The following is a 26,008-nucleotide window of genomic DNA, read 5'->3' as shown; positions in this document are numbered from 1 at the left end:
CACCGCGAAACCCCGACTGTCACGGTGAACCCGTGCGCCTCGTCTCCTGCTACTCGGGACACGACCCGAAACCGCCCCGGACGCCGCGCAGATTCCCAGGTCTCCTTCCAGGTCTCAGACGCCGTACAGCTCCTCGATCTCCCGCGCGTACGCTGCCGCGACCGCCTTGCGTTTGATCTTCATCGACGGGGTGAGCAGCCCGTTCTCCTCGGTGAACTCGCCCTCCACCAGCCGGAACCTGCGGATGGACTCGGCGCGCGAGACGGCCTCGTTGGCGTAGTCGACGGCCTTCTGCACGTCCTCGACGATGCGCGGGTCGCGGATCACCTCGGACAGCGGAGTGTCGGCGGGCAGCTTGCGCACGCTCAACCAGTGGGCCACGGACTCGGGTTCGAGTGTGATGAGCGCGGCGACGTAGGAGCGGTTGTCCCCGATGACGACGCACTGGCCGACCGGGGAACGGCTGCGCAGACGGTCCTCCAGGACGGCCGGGGAGACGTTCTTTCCGCCCTTGGTGACGAGGATGTCCTTCTTGCGGCCGGTGATGGTGAGGTAGCCGTCGGGGTCGAGCGCGCCGAGGTCGCCCGTGGCGAACCAGCCGTCGCCGTCGAGGACTTCGTCCGTCGCGGCCCGGTTGTTCCAGTACGTACCGAAGACGATGCCGCCCTTGATGAGCACCTCGCCGTCGTCGGCGATGCGGATGGCGGTACCGGGCACGGGAGTACCGACGGTGCCGGGGCGCGGGCGAAGGGGCGGGGTGACGGTGGCCGCGGCGGTCGTCTCGGTGAGGCCGTAGCCCTCGTAGATGACGATTCCGGCGGCGTAGAAGAAGAGGCTGAGGTTGCGATCGAGCGGAGAGCCGCCGCTGATGGCGTAGCGCAGCCGGCCGCCGAGTTCCTTGCGTACGCGGCGGTAGACCAGCAGGTCGTACAGGCCGTGGGCGATCCGCAGGCCGAGGGACGGGCCCGTGCCGCGCCCCAGGAACCGGGCCAGGTGCTGCTCGCCGAACCGGATCGCGATCCGGTCGGCCCGGTCGAAGGAGGCTCCACGCCCGATCTTCTCCGCTGTGGCCCGGCCGGTGTCGTGGATCTTCTCGAAGAGGTACGGGACGCCGACCACGAACGACGGCCGGAACGAGCGTAGTTCGGGGCGCAGTTCGTCCGGCTTGATGCTCGGGCAGTGGCCGACCTCGATCCGGGCCAGCAGGCAGGAGATCTGCAGGGCTCGGCCCAGGATGTGGGCGAGGGGGAGGAAGAGGAGGGTGGAGGCCGTCTGGCCGGTGACGGCCTTGAAGAGGGGGTGGAGCAGTTCGACGGTGTTGGCCGCCTCGGCGTACAGGTTGCCGTGCGTCAGGACGCAGCCCTTGGGGCGTCCCGTGGTGCCTGAGGTGTAGCAGATGGTGGCGACGGTGTCGGGGCCGAGCGCGGCGCGCCGCTCGGTGACTTCGGCGTCGGACACCTCCCGGCCCGACGCGGCGAGTTCGAGTACGGCGCCCGCGTCGATCTGCCGGATGCGGGGCCGTTCGGTCTCCGGCAGGGCGGCGAGGCCGGTCGCGGCGGCCTCGGCGTTCTCGGGTGTCTCCACGATCAGCGTGCGGGCGCCGGAGTCGCGCACGATCCACTCGATCTGCTCGGGCGAGGAGGTCGCGTAGATCGGTACGGTCTGGCCTCCCGCGGCCCATATCGCGAAGTCGAGGACCTCCCACTCGTAGCGGGTGCGCGACATGAGGGCGACGCGTTCGCCCGGTTCGAGGCCGGCGGCGATCAGCCCCTTGGCGGCGGCGGTCACTTCGCGTGCGAAGGCGGCGGAGGTGACGGGCTTCCACTCCCCCGCCTCCTTGCGTCTGAGCACGACCGCCTCAGGAGCCTCGGCGGCGTTCACGAACGGGATGTCGGCCGGGGTGCGGAGGGCGTCGGCCCCCGGCGACCGCGCGGCGAGCGGCGCGACGCGGGCCTCGCGTACGGTGCCGTGCTCGTCCCGTACGACCTCGACCGCGGCACGTCCGGCCAGGCCGCTGTGGTTCCTGGCCCGCTTCAGATCCTTGCGTGCGCCCATCACGACTCCCGGCGTGGTACCGACGCGACTGCCCGCCCCTACTTACTCATGAGTCAACTTACCCATGCGTAAGGAGAATTCAACGGGTCGCGCACGCCTCGCTTCACACGCCTCGCTTCGCACGCCTCGCGTCTCACCTCTCGCGTCTCACCCCTCGCATCTCACCCATCCGGCAGCCACACCTCACCGTCGAGTACGCCCCGCATCCCCACCCACACCATGTTCATCAGCCGCACCGTGACGCTCTCCGGCGACTGCCCCGGGTTGCGTTCCATCCAGTCGGTGAGCGAGTCGGCGGCCCCGACGAGCGCGTGCGCCACGAAGTCGGCGTCCTCGGCGCCCAGCCGGGCCCCGCGCCCTTCGCCACCGGTGACGTCGTCGATGCCGTCCTTGACCAGGCCCGCGACCTCCGCCATGACGGCGCGCCGCGTGTCCGCGACGGCCGCGGCGATCCTCTCGCTCGGTTCGGAAGCCTGGCGGTGCAGCACGACCCAGCTGTCCCGGTACGCGGCGACGAAGGCGAAGAACGCGGCGAGTCCGGCGTGCAACCGCAGGTCGGGGGCGGCACCGGCGCCCCGCGCGGCCTCCTGGAACGCGGCGACGAGGCGTGCGGCCTCGCGGCGCAGGCAAGCCAGGAACAGCCCTTCCTTCGAGTCGAGGTAGAGGTAGACCATCGGCTTGGAGATCCCCGCGAGTTCGGCGATCTCGTCGACCGAGGCGGCGTGGTAGCCGCGTTGGGCGAAGACGCGTACGGCCACGTCGATGATCTGCTGCTCACGCACCTGCCGCGGCACGCGCTTGCGCCGCTGCCGAGCCTGTCGCCCCTGCCCCGATGTCCCCGTCACCCTTGCCGACCCATCCGCGCCGTCGATACCTTACCGTTCAGTAAGTTTACTGAACGGTAAGGAGAGTTGCCCATGAGCGGTGCCGACGACATCGCGGCTCTGGACTTCGCGAGCGTCACGCCCGAGGAGTTCGCGCGGCGCGTGAAGAAGATGTCCGCGAAGGACATCAACGAGATCGCACGGGACGGCGCGCTGCGCGCCCGCGTCCTGGCCGAGGTCTTCGGACGCATGGAGGCCCAGTTCAAGCCGGAGGCCGCGGGGTCGCTCGAGGTACTGATCCGCTGGAAGATCACAGGGCAGGGCGACAACGGCGAGGCGGTCTGGGAGACGAGCATCGCGAACGGCACGTGCACGGTCACCGAGGGCCGCACCACCGCCGAGCCGCGCGTCACGCTCGCCATGGGCGACGCGGACTTCCTGAAGCTGGTCTCGGGCAACTCGTCGCCGGTCACGATGTTCATGATGCGCAAGGTGAAGATCGCCGGTGATGTGGCCATGGCGGCGGGCCTGACCCGCTACTTCGACATCCCGAAGGCGTAGGGGCGGGGGCGGAGAACAGAACACGGAGCAGGGGACGGAGGGCAACGGAAGGCAACGAACGCGCAGGAAGGCACGGGAAAGCGGGGGAAGGCACAGGAAGCGCAGGAAGGCGCCGGGCATCATGGCATTCTCCCTGGAAGTCGTCCGCACGGCCGCCGCCGAGTGGGACGAGCGCGATGAGACGCCGCGGCGGCGTTCCGCGTGTCAAAACCGCGGGCGGGCTCGGAGGTGGCGGCGATGCTGACGCGAGCCCGGTACGACGAGGCGAAGGACGAGTGGGGGATCAGCGGCCAGACGGCATGGATCACCAACGGCGGCATCGCCGACGTCCATGTCGTCGGCGTGGACGGTGCGCAACGACAAAGCGTGACGCTGCGCAGGGCCATTTGCGAAGGCATCAGCGAGATCCAGCGGTTGGTGATCGCGCGGGCGATATCGGGTCGGCAGATCCGCTGACGCGGCTCGGCGCCGTGTGGTCACTGGCGCGCGCTGCTTCTGTCCCTGGTCCCGGTTTCGGTCCCGGCTTCAGCTCAGGCCCCGGCTCCGGCTCCGGCTTCAGTTCCTGGTTCCGGTCCAGCCGCGGTGCACGGTGACTTGATGAGCGGCGCGTCCCGGGACAGCTTTCGGAACCCGACGCCGTAGTACAAGCCGCGGGCCGCGGGATGCCCCGGTGCGCCGAGGTACGCGACGGTGGCGTGCCGCGCGCCCGCCGCGCGGGCGAGCCGCATCCCGTGCAGCAGCATCGCGCGCCCGAGGCCGCGGCGCCGGTGGCCCGGGTGGGTCCCGACCGGCTCGAACTCGACGGACCGGTTGACGTCGTCGAGCCAGAGAACGGCCGAGGCGACCATCGCCCCGTCGGGCGCCTGAACCAGAACGTGCAGGTCACCGCGGTAGCCGGGCGCCTGCCGAACACCCTCGTACCGGGCGACGGTGTACGTGGTGGCGGGCCACCCGGCGACGTGCGCCCGCACCACGTCCTCCGGTCCGACCTCGTCGGCGCTGCGGAACCGGAACCCGTCCGGCAGCACCGGTGCTTCGATGTCGGTGAGCTCCCGCTGATTGAGCTGGGTCCAGCCCCCGTGGTCCCCCGCCGCGGCCGGATCGCTCCGGAACCCGTGTGCCGTCCACCGCTCCAGGCCGAACGTGTCGGCGGCGCTGGGCAGCGCCGTCCGCTCGACGCCCGCCGCCAGACCTTCGTACCAGTCGATGACCTCGTCGACGACCTCACCGTGCTCAGGGTGAACCTGGTGGGCGAGACTCGCCTCGGTGACGCCCCTCACCACGCCGTCCCGGCGCAGCACCTGGTACGGGATCCGCGCCCACCCCCAGCCCACCAGTCGCCCGCCCCGCCACCACAACCGGCGCCGCCAGCAGTCGCCTTCGGCGGCATGCCCCCTGCCCCAGTTCCAGGCCAGTTCGCCGTACGACGCGTCGGCGTTGACCAACTCGGGCCACGTGGCGGCGACGCGCTGCGCGAGATCTTGCATGAGCCTCAGGTCCGCCACCGTGATGGGCTCGTGGCCCGCCGTGGACACCATGCGCCCATCGTGCCGGGGCGGCCGCCGTGCCGTCGAACGATTTTGCACGTAATGAGCAATTCAAGTTATGTTCATTACCATGTCCGGTCCGAGGGGGAGCAGAACGAAGATGCACGCGAACGCGGGTGACTCGGCAGGCGCGCGGCGCGGAGGGCAGGCGCCGAGCCTCCCTGTCTGGGTGACCGTGCCGACCGGCGTCGTCGTCGCGTCCGTCCTCGACGGGGTCTACGGCCTCCCGTGGTGGCAGCGCTGCGTCGCCGTGGTTCTGACGGCCTTCGTTCTCGAAGCGGTCCATCAGGCGGTGCGCCGATCCCGGCGCGGCAAGGACGACGCCACGAAGTAGGCGGCGTCGGCGGTGTCCGGGACACCATCGGGCCGTGCGGGCCTGCCGGTTGGTCGCGGCTTCAGCGGCAGCCGGTTCTCCGGTCGAGGCCGCCGCTCCCGGTTGTTGTCAGTGGCCGGTCCTACAGTTCCCGCATGACCTACGGACTCATCACCAAGTTCCTCGCCCGTCCCGGTGAGCGTGACGCCCTGACGGACTGTCTGCTGCTGGCGGCGGAACGGATGCCCCGGGCCTCGGGCTGCGTCCACTACCTCATCAGCACGTCCGACGAGCCCGAGGCCGTCTGGGTGTCCGAGGTCTGGGTGGACCAGGCCGCCCACGACGCCTCGCTGAAGTCGGAGGACGTCATGGCTCTCATCGGCCGCGCCAGACCGCTGATCGCGAGCGTGGCCGAGCAGATCCCGCTGGCCGTTCTGGGCGGGAAGGGGCTCCCCACCTGAGCCGCCCTCCTCACCGAGACCGGTGCGACGAGTCGCGGCTGCTCGTGGGGAGCGTGGTCCGCCCCCGTCAAGCTGGCACTACTCGCGTACGTACCGGATCAACGCCCCCGCGCCGCACACCCGGTCGAAGCGGAAGCCGCACTTCGCGAGGAGGTCCTCGGCGGCCTGGCGCGGGTAGACGTGGTAGCGGCTGCGCTGGTGGGCGAGGACCTCACCGTTGTCCTTGCGCACGTAGTAGTCCTTGATGAACCTGTCGCCGCCTTTGCCCCCGTCCCCTTCCTCGCCGGGCTCCGCCGTGAGCTCCTGGGCGTAGACGAGACCTCCGGGCAGCGGACGGTCGTAGGAGCGGTGGGCCTGCTGGACGGCGATGAGCAGAGGGCCACCGGGGCGGACGGCCTCGGCGACGTTCTTCAGGGCCTGGACGTCGTCCTCCTCCTCGACGAGGTGGCTCCACACCTCGATGCCCGTCTCCTCCCGGACCTCGGTCCACACACCGCCCACCGAGTACGCGGCGTCAAAGGCGTCCGGCATCGTCATCTCGGTGATGTCCTGGCGCATCAGCCGTACGCGGTCGCCGAGCCGTTCCCGGGCCTGCGCCAGCATGGCCTCGGTGTGGTCGATGCCCGTGAGGCGCGGGGCGGGACGGGCGAGAGGCCGGGCGTCGTGGTCACGGTCGAACGCCCTCAGCAGGCGTTCGCAGGCCAGGCCGGTGCCGACGCCCAGTTCCAGGACGTCCTCCAGGCCCGCCAACTCCGTCACCAGGGCGCGGGCGTACACGTCGTAGTCGTAGTAGCCGGACGTCATGATCAGGTCGTAGTAACGCGAGAGATCTTCGTATGAGTTGGCCACTCGCGGCACCGTAGTCTTTTCGACATCCGGCTTGAAGAGCGCAATTGAGCCCCGATGCGCGCATCGGCCGTGCGAGGCCGCACGCGCGGCGGGCGTACTCGTCCGGTCGCCGTCAGGCGCGCGCGTCCTCCGGCACCGACACCAGCCACCGCGTCTCACGGCGCGGGCGCAGGTAGAGGAGCCAGTACAGCGTCGCCACCGCCGTGATGCCGCCGGTCCACAGCAGGTACGAGACGTCCTGCTCGACCAGGATGTAGGCCATCACGGCGATCAGGACCACCGGGACCGCGGGCCACAGAGGCATCCGCCAGGCCGGCTGGTCGCGGTGGGAGCCGCGGCGGGAGAGGAGGGCGGCGATCGCGACCAGCAGGTACATGCCGGTGACGGAGACGCCGGTCACCCCGTACAGGGTGTCGAGGTCGACGAAGCACAGGAGCGCGCCGGGCACGCCCACGACCAGCGTGGCCACCCACGGGGAGCCGAAGCGGCCGAGCCGGGACAGGGCGCGGTTGACCGGCCGGGGCCATGCCTTGTCGCGGGCGGAGGCGAACAGGACGCGGGAGTTCTGGATGACCATGACGATGCCCGCGTTGATGATCGCGAGGGCCACGCACAGCGACACGAACGTGCCGACCGCCGAGTTCGACCAGGCCCGCACCATCGCGCTGAGGTTTCCGGAGGTGAGCGCCGAGATGTCCTTGGCGCCCATGGTGATCGCGGCGACCGGGACGATGATGATCACCGACGAGATGGCGAGAGTGGCGAGGACCGTGCGGGCCACGGACTTGCGGGGGTTCTCCAGCTCCTCCGAGAGATACACCGCCGTCGAGAAGCCCTGTGTCACGAAGAGCGCGATCGCCAGGCCCGACACCACCAGCATCGCGGTGACGGTGTCGGTGTGGCCGTTGCCGCCCGCCACCTGCATCGACAGGAGCGAGTCGGCGCCGCGCCGGGAGTGCGTGAAGCCGAGTACGGCGACGACTCCCGCCGCGATGACCTCAAGGACGAGGAAGATGCCGGTGATCCAGGCGTTGGCGCGCAGGTCGAGCAGGCCCGCGAGGGTGGCGAGCAGCATGACGCCCGCGCCGGTCAGTGCCGGGTCCAGGTGGACGATCGGGGTCAGGTAGTCGGCCGTGCCCATCGCGATCACCGGGGGGACGATCATCACGACGAGGAGTGACAGGACGAAGACGAGCCAGCCCGCCAGGCGGCCCGCGAGGGTGGACACGATGGCGTACTCGCCGCCCGCGCTGGGGATGAGCGTGCCGAGCTCGGAGTAGCAGAACGCCACGCCGATGCAGAGCAGCGAGCCGATGGCGATGCTGAGGGCCGTGGCCGTGCCGAGCGAGCCGAGCAGGTCGGGGACGAGGACGAAGAGCGTGGAGGCGGGTGTCACGCAGGAGAGCGTGAGCAGGGTGCCGCCGACGACTCCGATGGACCGCTTGAGCGCGGCGGGCGGCGCCGTGTTCGGCAGGGGCTCCACCGCGGGGGCGGCGGTGCGCAGCGTGTCGGTCATGGGGCGGTTCCGATCGGGGGGTGCGGCAGGAATGCGGGACGGGGTGACCCGGCGATGGAAACCCGCCGACAACCGGAACGTCAACGGTCATTTTCCTGCGGAATCCGCAGGTCAGGGGGGTCTCGCGGGGCAGCGCGACGCCCCTTGTTCGAGAATTCGGCCGCGTTTCGCAGATCAGAGTCCGCGATTGACCTTGCAAACGAAGGTATAGCGATGAGTTTTCTTGTGGAGCCCGATTCATCCCCTCCGTGCCGCCTCTGTGTGGGAATCGCAGCCCGGCGCCTCGGCCTCGTCGAAAAAAAGTCGCCCGGCCCACCGACGGTGGACCGGGCGTCTCGATCACGTTCAGTGATTGCGCGGGAACCCGAGGTCGACGCCCGCGGGGGCGTCGGCCGGGTCGGGCCAGCGGGTCGTGACGACCTTGCCACGGGTGTAGAAGTGCGTGCCGTCGTTGCCGTAGATGTGGTGGTCGCCGAAGAGGCTGTCCTTCCAGCCGCCGAAGGAGTGGTAGCCCACCGGCACCGGGATCGGCACGTTGACGCCGACCATGCCCGCCTCGATCTCCAGCTGGAAGCGGCGGGCCGCGCCGCCGTCACGGGTGAAGATCGCCGTGCCGTTGCCGAAGGGAGAGGCATTGATCAGCGCCACGCCCTCCTCGTACGTCTCCGCGCGCAGCACGCACAGGACCGGGCCGAAGATCTCGTCCTGGTAGGCCCTGGCGGTGGTCGGGACGTGGTCGAGGAGGCTCAGGCCGATCCAGTGGCCGTTCTCGTGGCCCTCGACCGTGTATCCGGTGCCGTCGAGGACGACCTCGCAGCCCTCCGCCGCCGCGCCCGACACGTACGAGGCGACCTTGTCGCGGTGGGCCGCCGTGATGAGCGGGCCCATCTCGGAGGCCGGGTCGTCGCCGGGGCCGATCGTGATCTTCTCGGCGCGCTCCTTGATCTTCGCGACGAGTTCGTCACCGACCGAGCCGACCGCGACGACCGCCGAGATGGCCATGCAGCGCTCGCCCGCGGAGCCGTACGCGGCACTGACCGCCGCGTCCGCCGCGGCGTCGAGGTCGGCGTCGGGCAGCACCAGCATGTGGTTCTTGGCGCCGCCGAGCGCCTGGACACGCTTGCCGTTGGCGGAGGCCGTGGTGTGGATGTGGCGGGCGATCGGGGTCGAGCCGACGAACGAGACCGCCGCGACGTCCGGGTGCTCCAGGAGCCGGTCGACGGCCACCTTGTCGCCGTGCACGACGTTGAAGACGCCGTCCGGCAGGCCCGCCTCACTCAGCAGCTCGGCGATCTTGACGGACGCCGACGGGTCCTTCTCGCTCGGCTTGAGCACGAAGGTGTTGCCGCACGCGATGGCGATGGGGAACATCCACATCGGCACCATGGCCGGGAAGTTGAACGGGGTGATGCCCGCCACCACGCCCAGCGGCTGACGGATGGACGACACGTCGACGCGGTTGGCCACCTGCGTGGACAGCTCCCCCTTGAGCTGGACGTTGATACCGCAGGCCAGGTCGACGATCTCCAGGCCGCGGGCCACCTCGCCGAGCGCGTCGGAGTGCACCTTGCCGTGCTCGGCGGTGATCAGCTCGGCGATGGCGTCGCGGTTGGCGTCGAGCAGCGCGCGGAAGCGGAAGAGGATCTCGGTGCGCTTGGCCAGCGACGACCGGCCCCACTCCTGGTAAGCCTGCTTCGCCGCGGCGACGGCCGCGTCCACCTCGTCGACGCTCGCGAAGTCGACCTCGGTGGTGACGGCGCCGGTCGCCGGGTCGGTCACCGGGCCACGGGTGCCCGACGCGCCCTCGACGGCCTTGCCGCCGATCCAGTGGTGGACGAGCTTGGTGTCAGACATATGCGGCAACTCCTACGCGTGTCTCAGAGGTGGCGGCGTCGGGCGGTGACGTGCCGGTCGTACTCCTCGCGGGCCTTGACCGCCGCGCTACGGTCCGCGGTCTCGGCCACGGGCACATCCCACCACGCCCGCGCGGGGGGCGGGCCCGACACTGTGTCTGCCGTTTCGGTCTCGACGTAGACACATGTGGGGCGGGTGGCGGCGCGGGCCGCGGCGAGCGCCTCGCGCAGTTCCCTGACGGTCTTCGCGCGGTGCGTCCGCATGCCGAGCGAGGCCGCGTTGGCCGCGAGGTCGACGGGGACCGGCGCGCCCGCGTACGGGCGGCCGTCGTCGGCGGTGAGGCGGTACTGCGTGGCGAAGCCCTCGGCGCCGACGGCCCGGGAGAGGCCGCCGATGGACGCGTACCCGTGGTTCTGCAGGATGACGACCTTGATCGGGATGTTCTCCTGGACGGCGGTGACCAGCTCCGTCGGCATCATCAGATACGTGCCGTCGCCGACCAGCGCCCACACGGGCCGCCCCGGCGCGGCGAGCGCGACGCCGATCGACGCGGGGATCTCGTAGCCCATGCAGGAGTAGCCGTACTCGACGTGGTACTGGTCGCGGGAGCGAGGGCGCCAGAGCCTGTGCAGGTCGCCGGGGAGCGAGCCGGCCGCGTTGACGAGGATGTCGTCGCCCGTCACCAGACGGTCGAGGGCGCCGAGGACCTGGGCCTGCGTGGGACGCACCAGGTCGTCGTCGGCCGTGAAGCAGGCGTCGACGCGGTGCTCCCAGCGTTCTTTGCCGCCGGTGTACTCGGTGACGTACGCCGGTTCGACGCGCAGCCCGGCCACGGCGGCGCCCAGCGACTCGATGCCCGTACGGGCGTCCGCGACGAGCGGCAGCGCGGCGAGCTTGTGGGCGTCGAACGGGGCGATGTTGAGGTTGACGAAACGGACGCCGGGGCGGGCGAACAGGGTGCCGGAGGCGGTGGTGAAGTCGGTGTGCCGGGTGCCGATGCCGAGGACCAGGTCGGCGGTGCGGGCCAGTTCGTCGGCGGAGTCGGTGCCGGTGTGGCCGATGCCGCCCACGTCGCGGGGGTGGCCGTGGGGCAGCACGCCCTTGCCCGCCTGGGTGGTCGCGACGGGGATGCCGGTGGCCGTCGCGAACTCCGCGAGCGCCTCTTGTGCGGCGCTGTGCCGCACGCCGCCGCCCGCGACGACCAGAGGGCGGCGGGCCGCGCGCAACGCCTGTGCGGCGGACGCGAGTTCGGCCGGGTCGGGGGCGGGGCGGCGGACCGTCCAGGTGCGCTCGGCGAAGAACTCCTCGGGCCAGTCGTACGCCTCCGCCTGGACGTCCTGCGGCAGGGCGAGGGTGACGGCGCCGGTGTCGACCGGGTCGGCGAGCACGCGCATCGCGGCGAGGGCGGCGGGGATCAGCTGCTCGGGCCGGGTGATCCGGTCGAAGTACTTGGACACGGGGCGCAGGCAGTCGTTGACCGACACCTCGCCCGCGTACGGGACTTCGAGCTGCTGGAGGACCGGATCGGCGGGCCGGGTCGCGAACACGTCGCCGGGCAGGAGCAGCACGGGCAGGTGGTTGATGGTGGCGAGGGCTGCGCCGGTGACGAGGTTGGTGGCGCCGGGGCCGATGGACGTCGTGACGGCGTGCGTGCTCAGGCGGCCGCTCTGGCGGGCGTATCCGACGGCCGCGTGCACCATGGCCTGTTCGTTGCGGCCCTGGTGGAAGGGCATGTCGTCGGCGTACTGGAGCAGGGCCTGGCCGACGCCCGCCACGTTGCCGTGGCCGAAGATGCCCCACGTGGCGGCGATCAGGCGGCGCCGGGCGCCGTCCCGCTCGGTGTACTGGCGGGCGAGGAAGCGGACGAGTGCCTGCGCCGTGGTCAGCCGGACGGTCGCGCCGCTCATCGGTACCCCTCCGTCGTGTGGTCGGGGTGGAAGCAGATCCGCCACTCCCGCTCGGGTCCGGGGCCCGCCATGACGTTGAGGTAGTACATGGTGTGGCCCGGCTGGGCGATCGACGGGCCGTGCCAGCCGTCCGGGACGAGGACCGTGTCGCCGGTGCGGACCTCGGCCAGCAGGTCGGTGCCGCCGGGGCGGGAGGGCGAGACGCGCTGGTAGCCGTAGCCGCCGACGCCTCCGACCGGGTCGGGCTCGATCTCGAAGTAGTAGATCTCCTCGAGCTGGGACTCGACGCCGGGGCGGTGCTCGTCGTGCTTGTGCGGCGGGTAGGAGGACCAGTTGCCGCCCGGGGTGATCACCTCGACGGCGATCAGCTGGTCGCAGTCGAAGGTGTCCGCGGCCGCGACGTTACGGACCTGGCGGGCGCAGCCGCCGCTGCCGCGGGCCTCGACGGGGACCTCCGGCGCGGGGCCGTGGCGGACCGGGAGTCGTCGTCCGCACTTCGCTCCTGCCAGGGCGAACCGGCCTCCGGCGCCGGAGGAGATCTCCGCGCTGGTGTCACGCGGAAGGTACGCGAAATCACTCGTACCACTGAACACGCTGTCCCTGCCGACCAGTTCGATGGTCCGCCCCTCGGTGTTCACCGAGCAACCTCCCGCCAGGGGCAGCACGATCCATTCACTCGTGCCGGTGTCGAAGGCATGGCGCTGTCCGGGTCCCAGTTCGAGCACCCGAAGGCCGGCCCGGGACCAGCCGACCCGGTCCGGGTCGACGAACACGGCGTAGGGGCCGTCGGCGGCCGCGCCCCGGGGGACGTACGTCATGACTCCACTCTCCTCCGACCTCCGGCTCTCCGGCGCACGCGCGTGAGCGGCATGGAAAAGCCACCATTCCCCGTCACGCGCCGGTTCATGCGCCCACGGCGCGCCCTCTTTGCATCACTCGCGTCACAAACGCCCCCTTCGTGTCACACATGTCAGGCATACGCGGGTTCTGCGTCACAGGCGCCCCACATGCCCACCCTCCACCCCGGTCCCCCTCGTTCACCGGGCACAGGGTGGGGCGATCGCCGGCGGCCACCCCCGAGCCGCCGCCGCGACGCCCGCCAGGGAGGAGCCACTCATGACCGACCACCGGCTCTGGTCGTACAAAGAGATCGCCGCGCACATCCGGGTACAACCCGACACCGTGCGCTCGTACCGCAAACACGGGCTGCTGCCGCCCCCGGACCACGTGGAGAGCGGCAAGCCGTACTGGTATGCGGACACCGTCCGCGCCTGGGTGGCCTCCCGCCCGGGAAACCGCGGCGGCGGACGCCAATAGACGCGCATAAATGGGACAAAAGCGACGCTGACCATAAGCTGCGGGCAGCCACCCCCGAAGTCGCCGTACGCCCATGTTCGAGGGAAGTCAGAGGGAACCGTCGTGACGTACTCCCAGCCCCCCGGAGCGCCCAAGGCCCGCATCCCCCAGCAGCCACCGCCGCCAGGACCGCGGATCCGGGCGGGCCTGTGGCGGCGCTGCCTGTGGGGAGGTCTGGCCCTGTGGCTGCTCACCTCGGTCGTCACGTACACCACCAGGAACACCACCCTGCTGCCCACCCTCATCATGCTCGGCAGCTTCCTGGTGCCCGCGGTCTTCGTCCTGTGGGCCTACGAGCGGCACGGCCGCGACCTGGGTGTCACCCTCATCCTGGGCTGCTTCCTGGTCGGCGGCGTCCTCGGCGTGCTGGGCGCGTCGGTGATGGAGTACTACCTGCTGCACCCGTCGGTGTGGATGTTCGTCGGCGTCGGCCTGATCGAGGAGGCGGTCAAGCTCCTCGCCCTGATGTACGTGCTCCAGCGCCACCCGCGCATCCGCGGGCTGCGCGCGGGCCTGGTGCTCGGCGCGACCGTCGGCTTCGGCTTCGCGGCCTTCGAGAGCGCGGGATACGCCTTCAACGCCGCGGTCACCCTGAAAGGCATCGACCTGCGCTCGCTCCTGGAGACCGAGGTGCTGCGCGGAGTGCTGGCGCCGTTCGGGCACGGCCTGTGGACGGCGATCGCCGGGGCGGCGCTGCTCGCCTTCCGACGCCCTGACGGGCGGTTCCGGTTCGCGGCGCCGGTGCTGGTCACGTACCTGGGGGTGGCCCTGCTGCACGCGCTGTGGGACTCGATGCACGGGATCGCGTTGTGGCTGGTGGCGCGACTGACCGTCACCGACCTGGACCGCACCCTCTTCGCACGGGGCTACCTGCCCTCCCCCACGACGGCACAGGAGCACCTGTTCCTGCTCTTCTCGGTGGGAGGTCTGGCGCTGATCTCGCTCGTCGGGCTCACCTGGGTCCGTTCGCTGGCACGCCGGGACCCCTCTTGGTGAGATACCCCTTAGGGGTATACAGTCGAAGCCGTAGAAGGCAGGAGCCAGATCGGCCCACCGGATCGGCCCACCAGATCGACCTAGCAGATCAGCCATCGAGGAGAACGACATGAGCGCCCAGAGCCAGCTCCACCAGATCGGTTCCGACGCCGCCGACGCCGAGGCCACGACCTCCGGCTCCTGCTGCGGCGGGGCCTGCCACTCCGAGGCCCCGGCCGCCGCCACCGAGGGCGCCGTCACCGCGGTCTACCAGGTCAAGGGCATGACGTGCGGCCACTGCGAGGGCGCGGTCTCCGAGGAGATCTCCCAGATCGCGGGCGTCTCGTCGGTCAAGGCCGTCGCCGCCACCGGCCAGGTCACGGTCGTCTCGGCGGCCGCGCTCGACCGGGAGGCCGTGCGCGCGGCGGTGGACGAGGCCGGTTACGAGCTGGTCGACCAGACCTGAGGGGCGAAGCACCCGTGACACATGGCGGCGGGGCCGGGGCAGATCCCCGGCCCCGCCGCCGCGCGTAGGCACACAGCCGCCGGGCCACCACGCCCACCCTGTGGACACTCTGGACCTACACATAATCGGCACGGCAGAATTGCATCATCCTCACGGGAGAGGCCGGATCCTCATATCGGTCCTCTTGCGTACACGCGGGACATATGCATGAGGCGCAGATCACACTGATCTGAACGTAACCCTTTATGGGTCTCGCGAGTCTAAGGAGGCGATGCAAGGGCGTCTTGGGGGGCGTTCCTGTGTCGAGCGGGTTTGTCTTGGGGGACGGACCCGACTGCGTTGGCCGGGGCACGTGCACCGGGAGCTTGAGCGGCCCACCCGTGCGTACGTGTTCCGGCGGCCGACGCGGACCGAGACACCCGGTCGGATCCCGTGGGGGGAATCCGTACCGGGGAACAAGGAAAGCGCCCCGACTGCCGGCCCGTGGGGGGACCGGCAGCGGGGCGCTTTCCGCTGTTCTCGGCTCGCCTGTTCTCGGCTCGCCCGTTCTCGGCTCGCTTGCGCGGCCGTCGACTCAGCGGGCCTCGACGGGGACGAAGTCCCGCTCGACGACGCCCGTGTAGATCTGGCGCGGGCGGCCGATGCGGGAGCCCGGCTCCTTGATCATCTCGTGCCACTGGGCGATCCAGCCCGGCAGACGGCCCAGGGCGAACAGGACCGTGAACATCTCGGTCGGGAAGCCCATGGCCCGGTAGATCAGGCCCGTGTAGAAGTCGACGTTCGGGTAGAGGTTGCGCGAGACGAAGTAGTCGTCGGAGAGCGCGTGCTCCTCCAGCTTGAGCGCGATGTCGAGCAGCTCGTCGGACTTGCCGAGCGCGGACAGCACGTCGTGGGCGGCGGCCTTGATGATCTTGGCGCGCGGGTCGAACGACTTGTACACCCGGTGGCCGAAGCCCATCAGGCGGACGCCGTCCTCCTTGTTCTTCACCTTGCGGATGAAGGAGTCGACGTCGCCGCCATTGGCCTGGATGCCCTCGAGCATCTCGAGCACCGACTGGTTGGCGCCACCGTGCAGCGGCCCCCACAGCGCGGAGATGCCGGCGGAGATGGAGGCGAACATGTTGGCCTGCGACGAGCCGACCAGGCGCACGGTGGACGTCGAGCAGTTCTGCTCGTGGTCCGCGTGCAGGATGAGCAGCTTGTCGAGCGCGGAGACGACGACCGGATCGAGCTCGAACTCGGCAGCGGGCACGGAGAACGTCATACGCAGGAAGTTCTCGACGTAGCCCAGATCGTTGCGCGGGTAGACGACCGGCTGGCCGACGGACTTCTTGTACGCGTACGCGGCGATCGTCGGAAGCTTGGCGAGCAGGCGGATGGTGGAGAGGTTCCGCTGCTTCTCGTCGAACGGGTTGTGGCTGTCCTGGTAGAAGGTCGACAGCGCGGAGACGACCGACGACAGCATGGCCATCGGGTGGGCGTCGCGCGGGAACCCGTCGTAGAACCGCTTGACGTCCTCGTGCAGCAGGGTGTGCTGCGTGATCTCGTTCCGGAACGCCGAGAGCTCGTCGACGGTCGGAAGCTCACCGTTGATCAGCAGGTACGCCACCTCGAGGAAGGTGGAGCGCTCGGCGAGCTGCTCGATCGGGTAGCCGCGGTAACGGAGGATGCCCTGCTCGCCGTCGAGGTAGGTGATACCCGATTTATAGGCAGCCGTGTTGCCATATCCGCTGTCGAGCGTCACCAGACCCGTCTGGGCCCTGAGCTTCCCGATGTCGAAGCCCTTGTCGCCGACGGTGCTGTCGACCACCGGGTAGGTGTACTCGCCATCGCCGTACCGCAGTACTACTGCGTTGTCGTAGTGCTCGCTCACGTCATCCCTCACCGACGTAGTGCCTCTTCTTCGAGGTTCCCTGACTGTCTCTACCTTCCCCCAGATGGCTCAGCAGAGTGCACTCGGGGTCGACCATTGGGCCTATGGACGGCACTCAGTGCCGTCAGCCTGCTCATCCTGCCCCCTTCGCCCCGGTTCCGAAAAGGGTCTGTGACCTTCGCGACTCATTTGATCGATCAAAATTCACCGGAGCCGCCGCCGGTCAGCCGGAAATCGAGCGCGGTGCAGCGCCTGCCCGCCGAGACCGTGCGCACCGCCTGCCCGAGGGCCCTGCGCGAACCGACCAGCACCACCAGGCGCTTGGCGCGGGTGACCGCCGTGTACAGGAGGTTGCGCTGCAGCATCATCCAGGCACCGGTGGTGACCGGAATCACCACGCACGGGTACTCACTTCCCTGGGAACGGTGGATGGTAACCGCGTAGGCGTGAGCGAGTTCGTCGAGCTCGTCGAAGTCGTAGACGACCTCCTCGTCCTCGTCGGTGAGAACGGTCAGGGTCTGCTCGTCGCCGTCGAGCGACGTGACGACACCGACGGTTCCGTTGAAGACGCCATTGGCGCCCTTCTCGTAATTGTTCCGGATCTGCGTCACTTTGTCCCCCACGCGGAACACCCGCCCGCCGAACCGCTTCTCGGGCAGGTCGGGCCGGGCCGGGGTGATGGCCTGCTGGAGCAGGCCGTTGAGCGTGCCCGCGCCGGCGGGCCCCCGGTGCATGGGCGCGAGCACCTGCACGTCCCGCCGCGGGTCGAGGCCGAACTTGGCCGGAATCCGCCGAGCGGCCACGTCCACCGTCAGCCGCCCCGCCTCCTCGGTGTCGTCCTCCACGAAGAGGAAGAAGTCCTTGAGCCCTCGGGTGAGCGGCGGTTCCCCTGCGTTGATCCGGTGGGCGTTGGTGACGACACCCGACTCCTGGGCCTGCCGGAAGATACGGGTGAGCCGCACGGCGGGCACAGGGCTGTCGGCGGCGAGCATGTCCCGCAGCACCTCCCCCGCGCCCACACTGGGCAGCTGGTCGACATCCCCCACGAACAGCAGATGCGCACCGGGCGGCACGGCTTTCACCAGCTTGTTGGCGAGCAGCAGATCGAGCATGGACGCCTCGTCGACGACGACCAGATCGGCGTCGAGCGGTCTCTCCTTGTCGTACGCGGCGTCTCCACCGGGTTTCAGTTCGAGGAGCCGGTGGACGGTGGACGCCTCGGCTCCGGTCAGCTCGGCGAGCCGCTTGGCCGCGCGCCCGGTGGGCGCGGCGAGCACGACCTTCGCCTTCTTCGCCCGTGCCAGCTCCACGATCGAGCGAACGGTGAAGGACTTGCCGCAGCCCGGCCCGCCGGTGAGGACCGCGACCTTGCGGGTGAGCGCCAGCTTGACGGCCTCCTCCTGCTCGGGGGCGAGCTCGGCGCCGGTGCGGCGCGAGAGCCAGGCGAGCGCCTTGCCCCAGTCGACGTCCCGGAAGGCGGGCATCCGGTCGTCGGCGGTCCGCAGCAACCGCAGCAACTGAGCGGACAGGGAGAGCTCGGCGCGGTGGAACGGCACGAGGTACACGGCGGTGACGGCTTGGTCCCGGTCCTCGCCGGGCACCCGCTCCCGTACGACACCGGGATCGCCGGAGTCGGAATCGGCGTCCGGCTCGGCGAGTTCGGCGAGGCACTCGATGACGAGCCCGGTATCGACCTGGAGCAGCTTCACGGCATCAGCGATGAGCCGCTCCTCGGGCAGATAGCAGTTCCCCTGGTCGGCGGATTGCGACAGGGCGTACTGCAGGCCCGCCTTGACGCGCTCGCGGCTGTCGTGCGGAATGCCGACGGACTGGGCGATGCGGTCGGCGGTCAGGAATCCGATGCCCCAGACGTCGGCGGCGAGCCGGTACGGCTGGTTCTTCACGACCCCGATCGAGGCGTCCCCGTACTTCTTGTAGATGCGGACGGCGATGGACGTGGACACCTCGACGCTCTGCAGGAACACCATCACCTCCTTGATGGCCTTCTGCTCCTCCCAGGCATCGGCGATCCTCTTGGTCCGCTTCGGCCCGAGCCCCGGCACCTCGATGAGCCGCGCGGGCTCCTGCTCGATGATGTCGAGGGTGTCGAGCCCGAAGTGCTGAGTGATCCGGTCGGCGAAGACCGGCCCGATGCCCTTGACGAGCCCGGACCCGAGATAGCGCCGGATGCCCTGGATGGTGGCGGGCAGCACGGTCGTGTAGTTCTCGACGGTGAACTGCTTGCCGTACTGCGGGTGGGAGCCCCAGCGCCCCTCCATCCGCAGCGACTCCCCCGCCTGCGCCCCGAGCAGCGCCCCGACGACGGTCAGCAGGTCACCGGCGCCTCTGCCGGTGTCGACACGCGCGACGGTGTACCCGGTGTCCTCATTGGCGTACGTGATCCGTTCGAGGACCCCCTCGAGCACCGCCAGGGACCGTGCCCCGGCCTGAGCCCCCGCCTGTCCCTGCCCCTGCGCTCCCGTCCGCTGCTTCGCCATGGTCCGACGGTAGCGGTGGGGTGTGACAGGCAGAGGGGGCGGATGCTGTTTCAGACCACGGCCACGTGCGTTCCGATGCGCCGTAGGCCCGCGAGGCCCCGGCCCGTCCCACGGCCGGGCGCTCGGGGCGGCCCGCCGCCGTTTCCCGCATCGCCGGTCCGGATGTGCGGGCCTGGCCCCCCGTCGTCGTGGAACCGGCGCTCGGCCGGGGGAGGGCCTGAAGGACGAACCGTCCGACGCCGACGATCACGCTGACATCGAGCGCCGCGCCGAACTGTCGCGCTCGAAGGCCAGGGCCTGTCATCTGGCCGAGGTGCGCAAGCACCACCACACCACTCGGGTCGAACTCGCGTCGAACTCGCGTCCAGCACGGGCGTGTCCCAGGCCCGGGTGTCGGACCTGGAGCGCGGACAGATCGGGCGCAGCGAGGTCGACACACTCGCCGCGTACGTGGCAGCACTCGGTGGTCGCTTGAAGATCGTGGCTGATTTCGACGATGAATCCGTCGTACCGCAGTGATCCGCTCCGCGCTCGGAACTCCTACACCCCGCCCATCGGCTCCACATCCACCTGCACCGGCGTCCCCCACACCCGCACCACCTCGTAGTCCGTGAACTCGTGGATCAGCCGGTACGCCATCGCCGCATCCGGCCGACGCCGCTGCGCCGCCAGATACAGGTCGGCCTCCCGACGATCATGGCGCGGGGTGCCGCACAGCTGCCACACCCGCCCGTTCCACATCTCCGGGATCCAGCGCTGCTGCGGCCGAGGACGGTGTTCACGCGTGCCGTAACGCGACAGGACCGGGGCTTCCTCCGCCTCCGTACCCGCCGCCGCGCCACCACGGTCGCCCGAGATCTGGGAGCGACGGGCCTTGCGTCGACGCGTCTCGCAGAACAGACACAGATCGGGCGCCGACTCCTCCACCGGACCGTAAGGATGCTCCTTGCACCTGGTCGTCGGCTTCTGCCCGCTCACCGCCTCCGCCAGCTGGTCGAGCGCGCGCATCAGGTCGCCGCGCACCTCGTGGAGCGTGTCGTCCGGCGTATCGGCGGTGAGCTTCTCGCCGTGCTCGCCGAGCACCCGCAGGGCGCGCCCGAGTGCGGTCAGCTGCGCATGATTCACGGTTCCGTGCTCCATCCCGTCCGTACGTACACGCTCCACCATCGCATGCGGCACCGACATCCCAGGGCGGGACGGCGGCAAGCCGCCGCACGGCCCCAGACGGCCGCCCTCCCTTCATCGCGCACCCGCGACGCCCTCGTACCCTCTGGGGTGACATACGCGGAAAGGCACAGGCACAGGATGAACACATACGACCTCCTCGTCGTCGGCTCGGCCAACGCCGACCTGGTGGTGGGCGTCGACCGGCGCCCGGCCGCCGGGGAGACCGTCCTCGGCTCCGACCTGGTGGTCCACCCGGGCGGCAAGGGCGCCAACCAGGCGGTGGCCGCGGCCCGGCTCGGCGCCCGTACGGCGCTGCTGGCGCGGGTCGGCGACGACGGGCACGGACGGCTGCTGCGGGACTCGCTCGACTCGGCGGGCGTGGACACGTCCGGCGTGCTCGTCGGCGGTGCGCCCACGGGGGTCGCGCTGATCACCGTGGACCCGTCGGGCGACAACTCGATCGTCGTGTCGCCGGGCGCGAACGGGCGGCTGACCCCCGGTGACGTACGGGCGGCGGGCGAGCTGTTCGCCGGGGCGCGGGTCGTCTCCGTGATGCTGGAGATCCCGCTGGAGACGGTCGCCGAGGTCGCCCGTTCGCTGGCCGACGGGACGCGCCTCGTCCTCAACCCGTCGCCGCCCGCGCCGCTGCCCGACGAGGTCCTGGCCGCCTGCGACCCGCTCATCGTCAACGAGCACGAGGCAAAGGTCATTCTCGGCACGGAACTCGGCGGCACGCAACTCGGCACCGACCCGGAGGACTGGGCGCGGCGGCTGCTCGCGCGCGGCCCCCGCTCGGTCGTGGTCACGCTCGGCTCCGAGGGAGCGCTCGTCGCGGACGCCGCGGGCACGCGGCGGGTGCCGTCGGTGAAGGTGAAGGCCGTGGACACGACGGGCGCGGGTGACGCGTTCACGGCGGCGCTGGCGTGGCGGCTCGGCACGGGCGAGTCGCTGGCCGACTCCGCCGCGTACGCGGCCCGGGTCGGCGCGGCGGCCGTCACCAGGGAGGGCGCGCAGGAGTCGTACCCCACGGCGGAAGAGGTAGCGGCCTACGCGCGGCACGGCGGGGCGCTGTGAAGAAGTCCGGCACGCTCGTCCGGCGCGTCCGGCGAGTGCCCTCGCCGAGCTGAGCCACGAACCTGCCATGCGGAGGGGCCCGGTCCGTGGACCGGGCCCCTCCGGCATTCCCCTCCTGCGTCGAAACCCCTTCGTTTCCCCCAGATCCCCCCGGATCCCCCTCGGGCCTCAAGAGTTCCGACTCCCCTTACGACCACCTCACATCGCAAAAGGTTGCACGGCTGTGCAGCTTTTTCTCAGGACGTTCTCAGCAAGCGTGTTCAGAGCGTGTTCATCCGGCGTGCTCCGCGAACCGCCGCACCGTCTCGGCCAGCACCTCCCGCCCGTCCCGCGCCCACAGCCCGTCGTTGAACAGCTCGACCTCGATGGGTCCCGCGTAGCCTTGCGCCTCCACCAGAGCGCGCCAGTACCGCAGGTCGATCGCCCCGTCGCCGAGCTGGCCGCGCCCGTTGAGCACGCCCTCCGGCAGCGGGGTCGTCCAGTCGGCGAGCTGGAACGTGGCGATGCGCCCGGAGGCGCCCGCGCGGGCTATCTGCTCGGGCGCCCGGTCGTCCCACCAGATGTGGTACGTGTCCACGCACACGCCCACCTGCTCGGCGGGGAAACGTTCGGCCAGGTCGAGCGCCTGCGCGAGGGTCGAGACGACGCAGCGGTCGGCCGCGTACATCGGGTGCAGCGGTTCCACGGCGAGCCGTACCCCGCGCTCGCCGGCGTAGGGGGCGAGCTCGACGAGCGCCTCGCCGATCCGCTCCCGCGCGCCCGCCAGATCGTACGAGCCGGCCGGCAGCCCCCCGGAGACGAGCACCAGCACGTCCGTGCCGAGGGTGACGGCCTCGTCGACGGCACGCTTGTTGTCGTCGATCGCGGCGGCCCGCTCGTCGGTGTCCAGGGCGGTGAGGAAACCGCCGCGGCAGTGCGTGGTGACGTTCAGCCCGGCGTCGCGCAGCAGTTGGGCCGCGGCCTCGACGCCGTACTCCCGCACGGGCGCCCGCCACGTGCCGACATGCCGCACGCCCGACGCCCGGCACGCCTCGACGAGTTCGGGCAGGCTGAGCTGCTTGACCGTCATCTGGTTGACGGAGAAGAGCGGGTCGGCGGTCATCCGGTGACTCCGTACAGGGCGAGCAGGGACTTCATCCGGGCCTCGGCCAGGTCCGGGTCGGGGAACAGGCCGAGGCCGTCGGCGAGTTCGTAGGCGCGGGCGAGGTGCGGCAGCGAGCGCGCCGACTGGAGTCCGCCGACCATCACGAAGTGGTCCTGGTGTCCGGCGAGCCACGCCAGGAGGACGACACCGGTCTTGTAGAAGCGGGTGGGTGTCTGGAACAGGTGCCGTGACAGTTCGACGGTGGGGTCGAGGAGGCCGCGGAACCCGTCGGCGTCGCCCGTGTCCAGGACCCGGACCGCCTGGGCGGCGAGCGGGCCCAGCGGGTCGAAGACGCCCAGCAGGGCGTGGCTGAAGCCGTGTTCGTCCCCGGCGATCAGCTCGGGGTAGTTGAAGTCGTCGCCGGTGTAGCAGCGCACGCCGTCCGGGAGGCGGCGGCGCAGCTCGACCTCGCGCCGGGCGTCCAGCAAGGACACCTTGATGCCGTCGACCTTGTCCGGGTGAGCGGCGATGACGTCGAGGAACGTGTCGGTCGCGGCGTCGAGGTCGGCGGAGCCCCAGTACCCGCCGAGCGCCGGGTCGAACATCGGGCCGAGCCAGTGCAGGATGACCGGGTCGGCGGCCTGGCGGAGCAGATGACCGTAGACGTCGAGGTAGTCCTCGGGGCCGCGGGCGACGGCGGCGAGGGCGCGGGAGGCCATGAGGATCGCCCGCGCGCCCGTCGACTCCACGAGCGCGAGCTGCTCCTCGTAGGCGGCCTTCACCGTCTCCAGGTCTTCGGCGGGGCCGGTCAGTTGATCGGTGCCGACACCGCACGCGATGCGCCCGCCGGCGGACTTCGCCTCGGCGGCGGAGCGGCGCACGAGCTCGGCTGCGGCCGCCCAGTCGAGACCCATGCCGCGCTGCGCGGTGTCCATGGCCTCGGCGACGCCGAGCCCGTGCGACCACAGGTGGCGGCGGAAGGCGAGCGTGGCGTCCCAGTCCACGGCGGCCGGGGCGCCGGGGGCGGTGTCGGCGAACGGGTCGGCGACGACGTGCGCGGCGGAGAAGACTACGCGGGAGGCGAGCGGGGGGCCGGGGGTCGTGAGGGTGGTGGCCGTGGCGGTGGCGGGTGGTACGGGGCCGGTGCGCGGCTCACGCGGTTCGTACGCCCGCAACCGCCCCGCGCCGTCGGGAAGATGGATGGTCACAGGCTGACCTCCGGCACCTCGACGCGTCGGCCCTCGGCTGCCGACCTGAGCCCCAGCTCGGCGAGCTGCACGCCCCGCGCCCCCGCCAGCAGGTCCCAGCGATAGGGCGCGTCGGCGTACACGTGCTTGAGGAAGAGCTCCCACTGGGCCTTGAAGCCGTTGTCGAACTCCTGGTTGTCCGGGACCTCCTGCCACTGCTCGCGGAACGCGTAGGTGGCGGGGACGTCCGGGTTCCACACGGGCTTGGGCGTGGAGCCGCGGTGCTGGACGCGGCAGCCGCGCAGCCCGGCGACGGCGGATCCCTCGGTCCCGTCGACCTGGAACTCGACGAGTTCGTCGCGGTGGACGCGAACCGCCCAGGAGGAGTTGATCTGGGCGACGGCGCCGCCGTCGAGTTCGAAGATGCCGTAGGCGGAGTCGTCGGCGGTGGCGTCGTAGGGCTTGCCGTCCTCGTCCCAGCGCCGGGGGATGTGGGTGGCGGTCAGCGTCTGCACGGAGGTGACGCGGCCGAACAGCTCGTGGAGCACGTACTCCCAGTGCGGGAACATGTCGACGACGATGCCGCCGCCGTCCTCGGCGCGGTAGTTCCAGCTCGGCCGCTGGGCCTCCTGCCAGTCGCCTTCGAAGACCCAGTACCCGAACTCGCCGCGCACGGACAGAATCCGCCCGAAGAACCCGCCGTCGATGAGCCGTTTCAGCTTGAGCAGCCCCGGCAGGAACAGTTTGTCCTGTACGACGCCGTGCTTGACGCCCTTGGCGTCGGCGAGCCGGGCCAGCTCCAGGGCACCGTCGAGTCCGGTGGCGGTCGGCTTCTCGGTGTAGACGTGCTTGCCCGCGGCGATGGCCTTCTTGATGGCTTCCTCACGGGCGGAGGTGACCTGCGCGTCGAAGTAGATGTCGACGGCCCGGTCGCCCTCGGCGGCGAGGACGGCGTCGAGGTCGGTGGAGATGTTCGCGGCGTCGAGCCCGTGCCGGTCGGCGAGCGCGCGCAGAGCGTACTCACGGCGGCCGACGAGGACCGGCTCGGGCCACAGCACCGTGCCGCCGCCGAGGTCGAGACCGCCCTGGTCACGCAGGGCGAGCAGGGAGCGGACGAGGTGCTGGCGGTAGCCCATGCGCCCCGTCACCCCGTTCATGGCGATGCGCACCGTCTTGCGTGTCACGTGGGTCCTTTCGTAGCGAGCGTCCACGGCAAGGCTCGATTCGTGGCGAGCGTCCATGGCAAGGCTCGATAGCAAGCGCTTTCTATCCAGAGAGAAGCTAGCCTCTGCACAGCCGCTCGGACAAGAGCGCGCACGCGACGGAAGGTGACGTGATCCGATGACCGTGACCCTGGCGGACGTGGCCGCCCGCGCCCAGGTGTCCCCCGCCACCGTCTCGCGCGTACTGAACGGCAACTACCCGGTGGCCGCGGCCACCCGCGAGCGGGTCCTCAAGGCCGTGGACGAGCTGGACTACGTGCTGAACGGCCCGGCCAGTTCGCTCGCCGCCGCCACGTCCGACCTGGTCGGCGTCCTGGTGAACGACATCGCCGACCCGTTCTTCGGGATCATGGCGTCGGCCGTGCAGGCGGAGATCGTCGGTCCCGGCGGGCGCGCCGGCGGCGAACGGCTGGCGGTGGTCTGCAACACGGGCGGCCTGCCGGAGCGCGAGTTGACCTACCTCACGCTGCTGCAACGCCAGCGGGCGGCCGCGGTGGTACTGACCGGCGGGGCGGTGGAGAACGAGGAGCACATCGCCGCGGTGGCGGCCAAGCTGCGCCGCCTGACGGAGGCCGGGACGCGGGTCGTACTGTGCGGGCGACCGCCGGTGCCGGACACGGACACGGTCGCGCTGACCTTCGACAACCGGGGCGGGGCACGGCAGTTGACCGAACACCTCCTCTCCCTCGGCCACCGCAGGATCGGTTACGTGGCCGGACCCGAGGAGCGCACGACGACCCGCCACCGTCTGGAGGGCCACCGCGAGGCACTGGCGGGCGCGGGCGGGCCGACACCCGACGACTTGGTGGTCCACGGCCCCTACGACCGCGCCTCCGGCTACACGGCGACCCGTGAACTGCTGGGCCGCGCACCGGACTTGACGGCACTGGTGGCGGCGAACGACACGGTGGCGCTCGGCGCGTGCGCGGCGCTGCGCGAGGCGGGCCTGCGCATCCCCGAGGACGTCTCGGTGGCGGGCTTCGACGACCTGCCGTTCAGTGTGGACGCGGTCCCGGCGCTCACGACGGTGCGGCTGCCGCTGTCGGAGGCGGCGGCGCGGGCGGGCCGCATCGCGATGGACCGGGAGGCCGCGCCGGAGGGCGGGGTGGACGAGGTGCGCGGTGAGCTGATGGTGCGGGGCTCCACGGGGGTGCCGCGGGAGGCGTGAGGGACGCGCGCCGCACCCACGGACCCATCCGCCCGCAGCCGCGCGGCCCG

23 protein-coding genes and 1 pseudogene are annotated in these 26,008 nt (G+C 70.9%); 10 read left to right on the top strand and 14 right to left on the bottom strand.

Going from position 1 to position 26,008, the window contains the following annotated elements; translation table 11 throughout:
• Positions 1 to 114: 114 nt before the first annotated feature.
• Both OFY01_RS17305 and OFY01_RS17300 read right to left on the bottom strand, forming a co-directional pair.
• Positions 115 to 2,055: an AMP-dependent synthetase/ligase gene (locus tag OFY01_RS17305; protein ID WP_266600886.1), complete on the bottom strand. Its 1,941-nt coding sequence runs from the start codon at positions 2,053 to 2,055 to the stop codon at positions 115 to 117.
• A gap of 161 nt (positions 2,056 to 2,216) precedes the next feature.
• Entirely contained in the window at positions 2,217 to 2,849 is a 633-nt protein-coding gene (locus tag OFY01_RS17300) for a TetR/AcrR family transcriptional regulator (RefSeq protein WP_266600884.1), read from the bottom strand.
• 123 nt (positions 2,850 to 2,972) lie between these two features.
• Here OFY01_RS17300 and OFY01_RS17295 point away from each other — a divergent pair, with 123 nt between their 5' ends.
• Both OFY01_RS17295 and OFY01_RS17290 read left to right on the top strand, forming a co-directional pair.
• Positions 2,973 to 3,440 carry an SCP2 sterol-binding domain-containing protein gene (locus OFY01_RS17295; RefSeq protein WP_266600882.1) on the top strand — a complete coding sequence of 156 codons (468 nt, stop codon included), beginning with the start codon at positions 2,973 to 2,975 and terminating at the stop codon, positions 3,438 to 3,440.
• Positions 3,441 to 3,629: 189 nt separating this feature from the next.
• Positions 3,630 to 3,896, top strand: a pseudogene (locus tag OFY01_RS17290) (acyl-CoA dehydrogenase family protein); the annotation flags it as partial.
• A gap of 74 nt (positions 3,897 to 3,970) precedes the next feature.
• On the opposite strand, the gene OFY01_RS17285 reads toward OFY01_RS17290, so the two are convergent.
• On the bottom strand, positions 3,971 to 4,978 hold the full coding sequence (locus OFY01_RS17285; RefSeq protein ID WP_266600880.1) for a GNAT family N-acetyltransferase: 1,008 nt from the start codon (positions 4,976 to 4,978) through the stop codon (positions 3,971 to 3,973).
• Between the two features lie 178 nt (positions 4,979 to 5,156).
• Between OFY01_RS17285 and OFY01_RS17280 the strand changes: the two genes are divergently transcribed.
• The gene (locus tag OFY01_RS17280) at positions 5,157 to 5,321 is read left to right on the top strand and encodes a hypothetical protein (RefSeq protein WP_266600878.1); all 165 of its coding nucleotides are present in this window, start codon (positions 5,157 to 5,159) and stop codon (positions 5,319 to 5,321) included.
• Between the two features lie 134 nt (positions 5,322 to 5,455).
• Positions 5,456 to 5,761 carry a putative quinol monooxygenase gene (locus OFY01_RS17275; RefSeq protein WP_266600876.1) on the top strand — a complete coding sequence of 102 codons (306 nt, stop codon included), beginning with the start codon at positions 5,456 to 5,458 and terminating at the stop codon, positions 5,759 to 5,761.
• Between the two features lie 78 nt (positions 5,762 to 5,839).
• On the opposite strand, the gene OFY01_RS17270 is transcribed toward OFY01_RS17275, so the two are convergent.
• The 5 genes from OFY01_RS17270 to iolB all read right to left on the bottom strand — a co-directional run bounded on the left by OFY01_RS17270 (position 5,840) and on the right by iolB (position 12,705).
• Positions 5,840 to 6,610 carry a class I SAM-dependent methyltransferase gene (locus OFY01_RS17270; protein ID WP_266600874.1) on the bottom strand — a complete coding sequence of 257 codons (771 nt, stop codon included), beginning with the start codon at positions 6,608 to 6,610 and terminating at the stop codon, positions 5,840 to 5,842.
• Positions 6,611 to 6,722: 112 nt separating this feature from the next.
• Positions 6,723 to 8,126, bottom strand: coding sequence for an APC family permease (locus tag OFY01_RS17265; protein ID WP_266600872.1), 1,404 nt, complete (start codon positions 8,124 to 8,126; stop codon positions 6,723 to 6,725).
• A gap of 345 nt (positions 8,127 to 8,471) precedes the next feature.
• On the bottom strand, positions 8,472 to 9,980 hold the full coding sequence (gene mmsA, locus OFY01_RS17260; RefSeq protein WP_266600870.1) for a CoA-acylating methylmalonate-semialdehyde dehydrogenase: 1,509 nt from the start codon (positions 9,978 to 9,980) through the stop codon (positions 8,472 to 8,474).
• Between the two features lie 23 nt (positions 9,981 to 10,003).
• Entirely contained in the window at positions 10,004 to 11,887 is a 1,884-nt protein-coding gene (gene iolD / locus OFY01_RS17255) for a 3D-(3,5/4)-trihydroxycyclohexane-1,2-dione acylhydrolase (decyclizing) (protein ID WP_266600868.1), read from the bottom strand.
• Positions 11,884 to 12,705, bottom strand: a complete 822-nt coding sequence (gene iolB, locus OFY01_RS17250) for a 5-deoxy-glucuronate isomerase (protein ID WP_266600866.1) — start codon at positions 12,703 to 12,705, stop codon at positions 11,884 to 11,886. Before iolB ends, iolD begins: the two co-directional genes overlap by 4 nt.
• 298 nt (positions 12,706 to 13,003) lie before the next feature.
• Between iolB and OFY01_RS17245 the strand changes: the two genes are divergently transcribed.
• The 3 genes from OFY01_RS17245 to OFY01_RS17235 all read left to right on the top strand — a co-directional run bounded on the left by OFY01_RS17245 (position 13,004) and on the right by OFY01_RS17235 (position 14,684).
• The gene (locus OFY01_RS17245) at positions 13,004 to 13,204 is read left to right on the top strand and encodes a helix-turn-helix transcriptional regulator (RefSeq protein ID WP_266600864.1); all 201 of its coding nucleotides are present in this window, start codon (positions 13,004 to 13,006) and stop codon (positions 13,202 to 13,204) included.
• 102 nt (positions 13,205 to 13,306) lie between these two features.
• Positions 13,307 to 14,239 carry a PrsW family intramembrane metalloprotease gene (locus OFY01_RS17240; protein ID WP_266600862.1) on the top strand — a complete coding sequence of 311 codons (933 nt, stop codon included), beginning with the start codon at positions 13,307 to 13,309 and terminating at the stop codon, positions 14,237 to 14,239.
• 109 nt (positions 14,240 to 14,348) lie between these two features.
• Positions 14,349 to 14,684: a heavy-metal-associated domain-containing protein gene (locus tag OFY01_RS17235; RefSeq protein WP_266600860.1), complete on the top strand. Its 336-nt coding sequence runs from the start codon at positions 14,349 to 14,351 to the stop codon at positions 14,682 to 14,684.
• Positions 14,685 to 15,258: 574 nt separating this feature from the next.
• On the opposite strand, the gene OFY01_RS17230 is transcribed toward OFY01_RS17235, so the two are convergent.
• Complete coding sequence (locus tag OFY01_RS17230) at positions 15,259 to 16,557, bottom strand: citrate synthase (RefSeq protein WP_266600858.1); 1,299 nt, start codon at positions 16,555 to 16,557, stop codon at positions 15,259 to 15,261.
• Between the two features lie 197 nt (positions 16,558 to 16,754).
• Positions 16,755 to 19,055 (bottom strand): SF1B family DNA helicase RecD2, encoded by a 2,301-nt coding sequence (gene recD2 / locus OFY01_RS17225; protein WP_266600856.1) that lies wholly within the window; start codon positions 19,053 to 19,055, stop codon positions 16,755 to 16,757.
• A gap of 375 nt (positions 19,056 to 19,430) precedes the next feature.
• Between recD2 and OFY01_RS17220 the strand changes: the two genes are divergently transcribed.
• Positions 19,431 to 19,574 (top strand): helix-turn-helix domain-containing protein, encoded by a 144-nt coding sequence (locus tag OFY01_RS17220; RefSeq protein ID WP_323135524.1) that lies wholly within the window; start codon positions 19,431 to 19,433, stop codon positions 19,572 to 19,574.
• Positions 19,575 to 19,595: 21 nt separating this feature from the next.
• On the opposite strand, the gene OFY01_RS17215 is transcribed toward OFY01_RS17220, so the two are convergent.
• Positions 19,596 to 20,180, bottom strand: coding sequence for a hypothetical protein (locus tag OFY01_RS17215; RefSeq protein ID WP_266600854.1), 585 nt, complete (start codon positions 20,178 to 20,180; stop codon positions 19,596 to 19,598).
• Between the two features lie 180 nt (positions 20,181 to 20,360).
• On the opposite strand from OFY01_RS17215, the gene OFY01_RS17210 reads away from it, so the two are divergent.
• Positions 20,361 to 21,296: a ribokinase gene (locus OFY01_RS17210; protein WP_266600852.1), complete on the top strand. Its 936-nt coding sequence runs from the start codon at positions 20,361 to 20,363 to the stop codon at positions 21,294 to 21,296.
• Positions 21,297 to 21,567: 271 nt separating this feature from the next.
• Here the strand turns inward: OFY01_RS17210 and OFY01_RS17205 are convergent, their stop codons facing one another.
• From OFY01_RS17205 to OFY01_RS17195, 3 genes are read right to left on the bottom strand one after another with little or no spacing between them, the layout of a single operon-like run.
• Positions 21,568 to 22,398, bottom strand: coding sequence for a sugar phosphate isomerase/epimerase family protein (locus OFY01_RS17205; RefSeq protein WP_266600850.1), 831 nt, complete (start codon positions 22,396 to 22,398; stop codon positions 21,568 to 21,570).
• A complete protein-coding gene (locus OFY01_RS17200) occupies positions 22,395 to 23,588 on the bottom strand; it encodes a dihydrodipicolinate synthase family protein (RefSeq protein WP_266600848.1) in 1,194 nt (397 codons plus the stop codon). Before OFY01_RS17200 ends, OFY01_RS17205 begins: the two co-directional genes overlap by 4 nt.
• Entirely contained in the window at positions 23,585 to 24,751 is a 1,167-nt protein-coding gene (locus OFY01_RS17195) for a Gfo/Idh/MocA family protein (protein WP_266600846.1), read from the bottom strand. The genes OFY01_RS17200 and OFY01_RS17195 overlap by 4 nt, the downstream gene beginning before the upstream one ends.
• 157 nt (positions 24,752 to 24,908) lie before the next feature.
• On the opposite strand from OFY01_RS17195, the gene OFY01_RS17190 reads away from it, so the two are divergent.
• Entirely contained in the window at positions 24,909 to 25,958 is a 1,050-nt protein-coding gene (locus tag OFY01_RS17190; protein WP_266600845.1) for a LacI family DNA-binding transcriptional regulator, read from the top strand.
• The last annotated feature ends 50 nt before the right edge of the window (positions 25,959 to 26,008 follow it).

It is taken from the genome of Streptomyces beihaiensis (assembly GCF_026274175.1).
Classification (GTDB): domain Bacteria; phylum Actinomycetota; class Actinomycetes; order Streptomycetales; family Streptomycetaceae; genus Streptomyces; species Streptomyces beihaiensis.
Note: the sequence above shows the minus strand (reverse complement) of the source record. Positions and strands in the feature narration are given on the sequence as shown.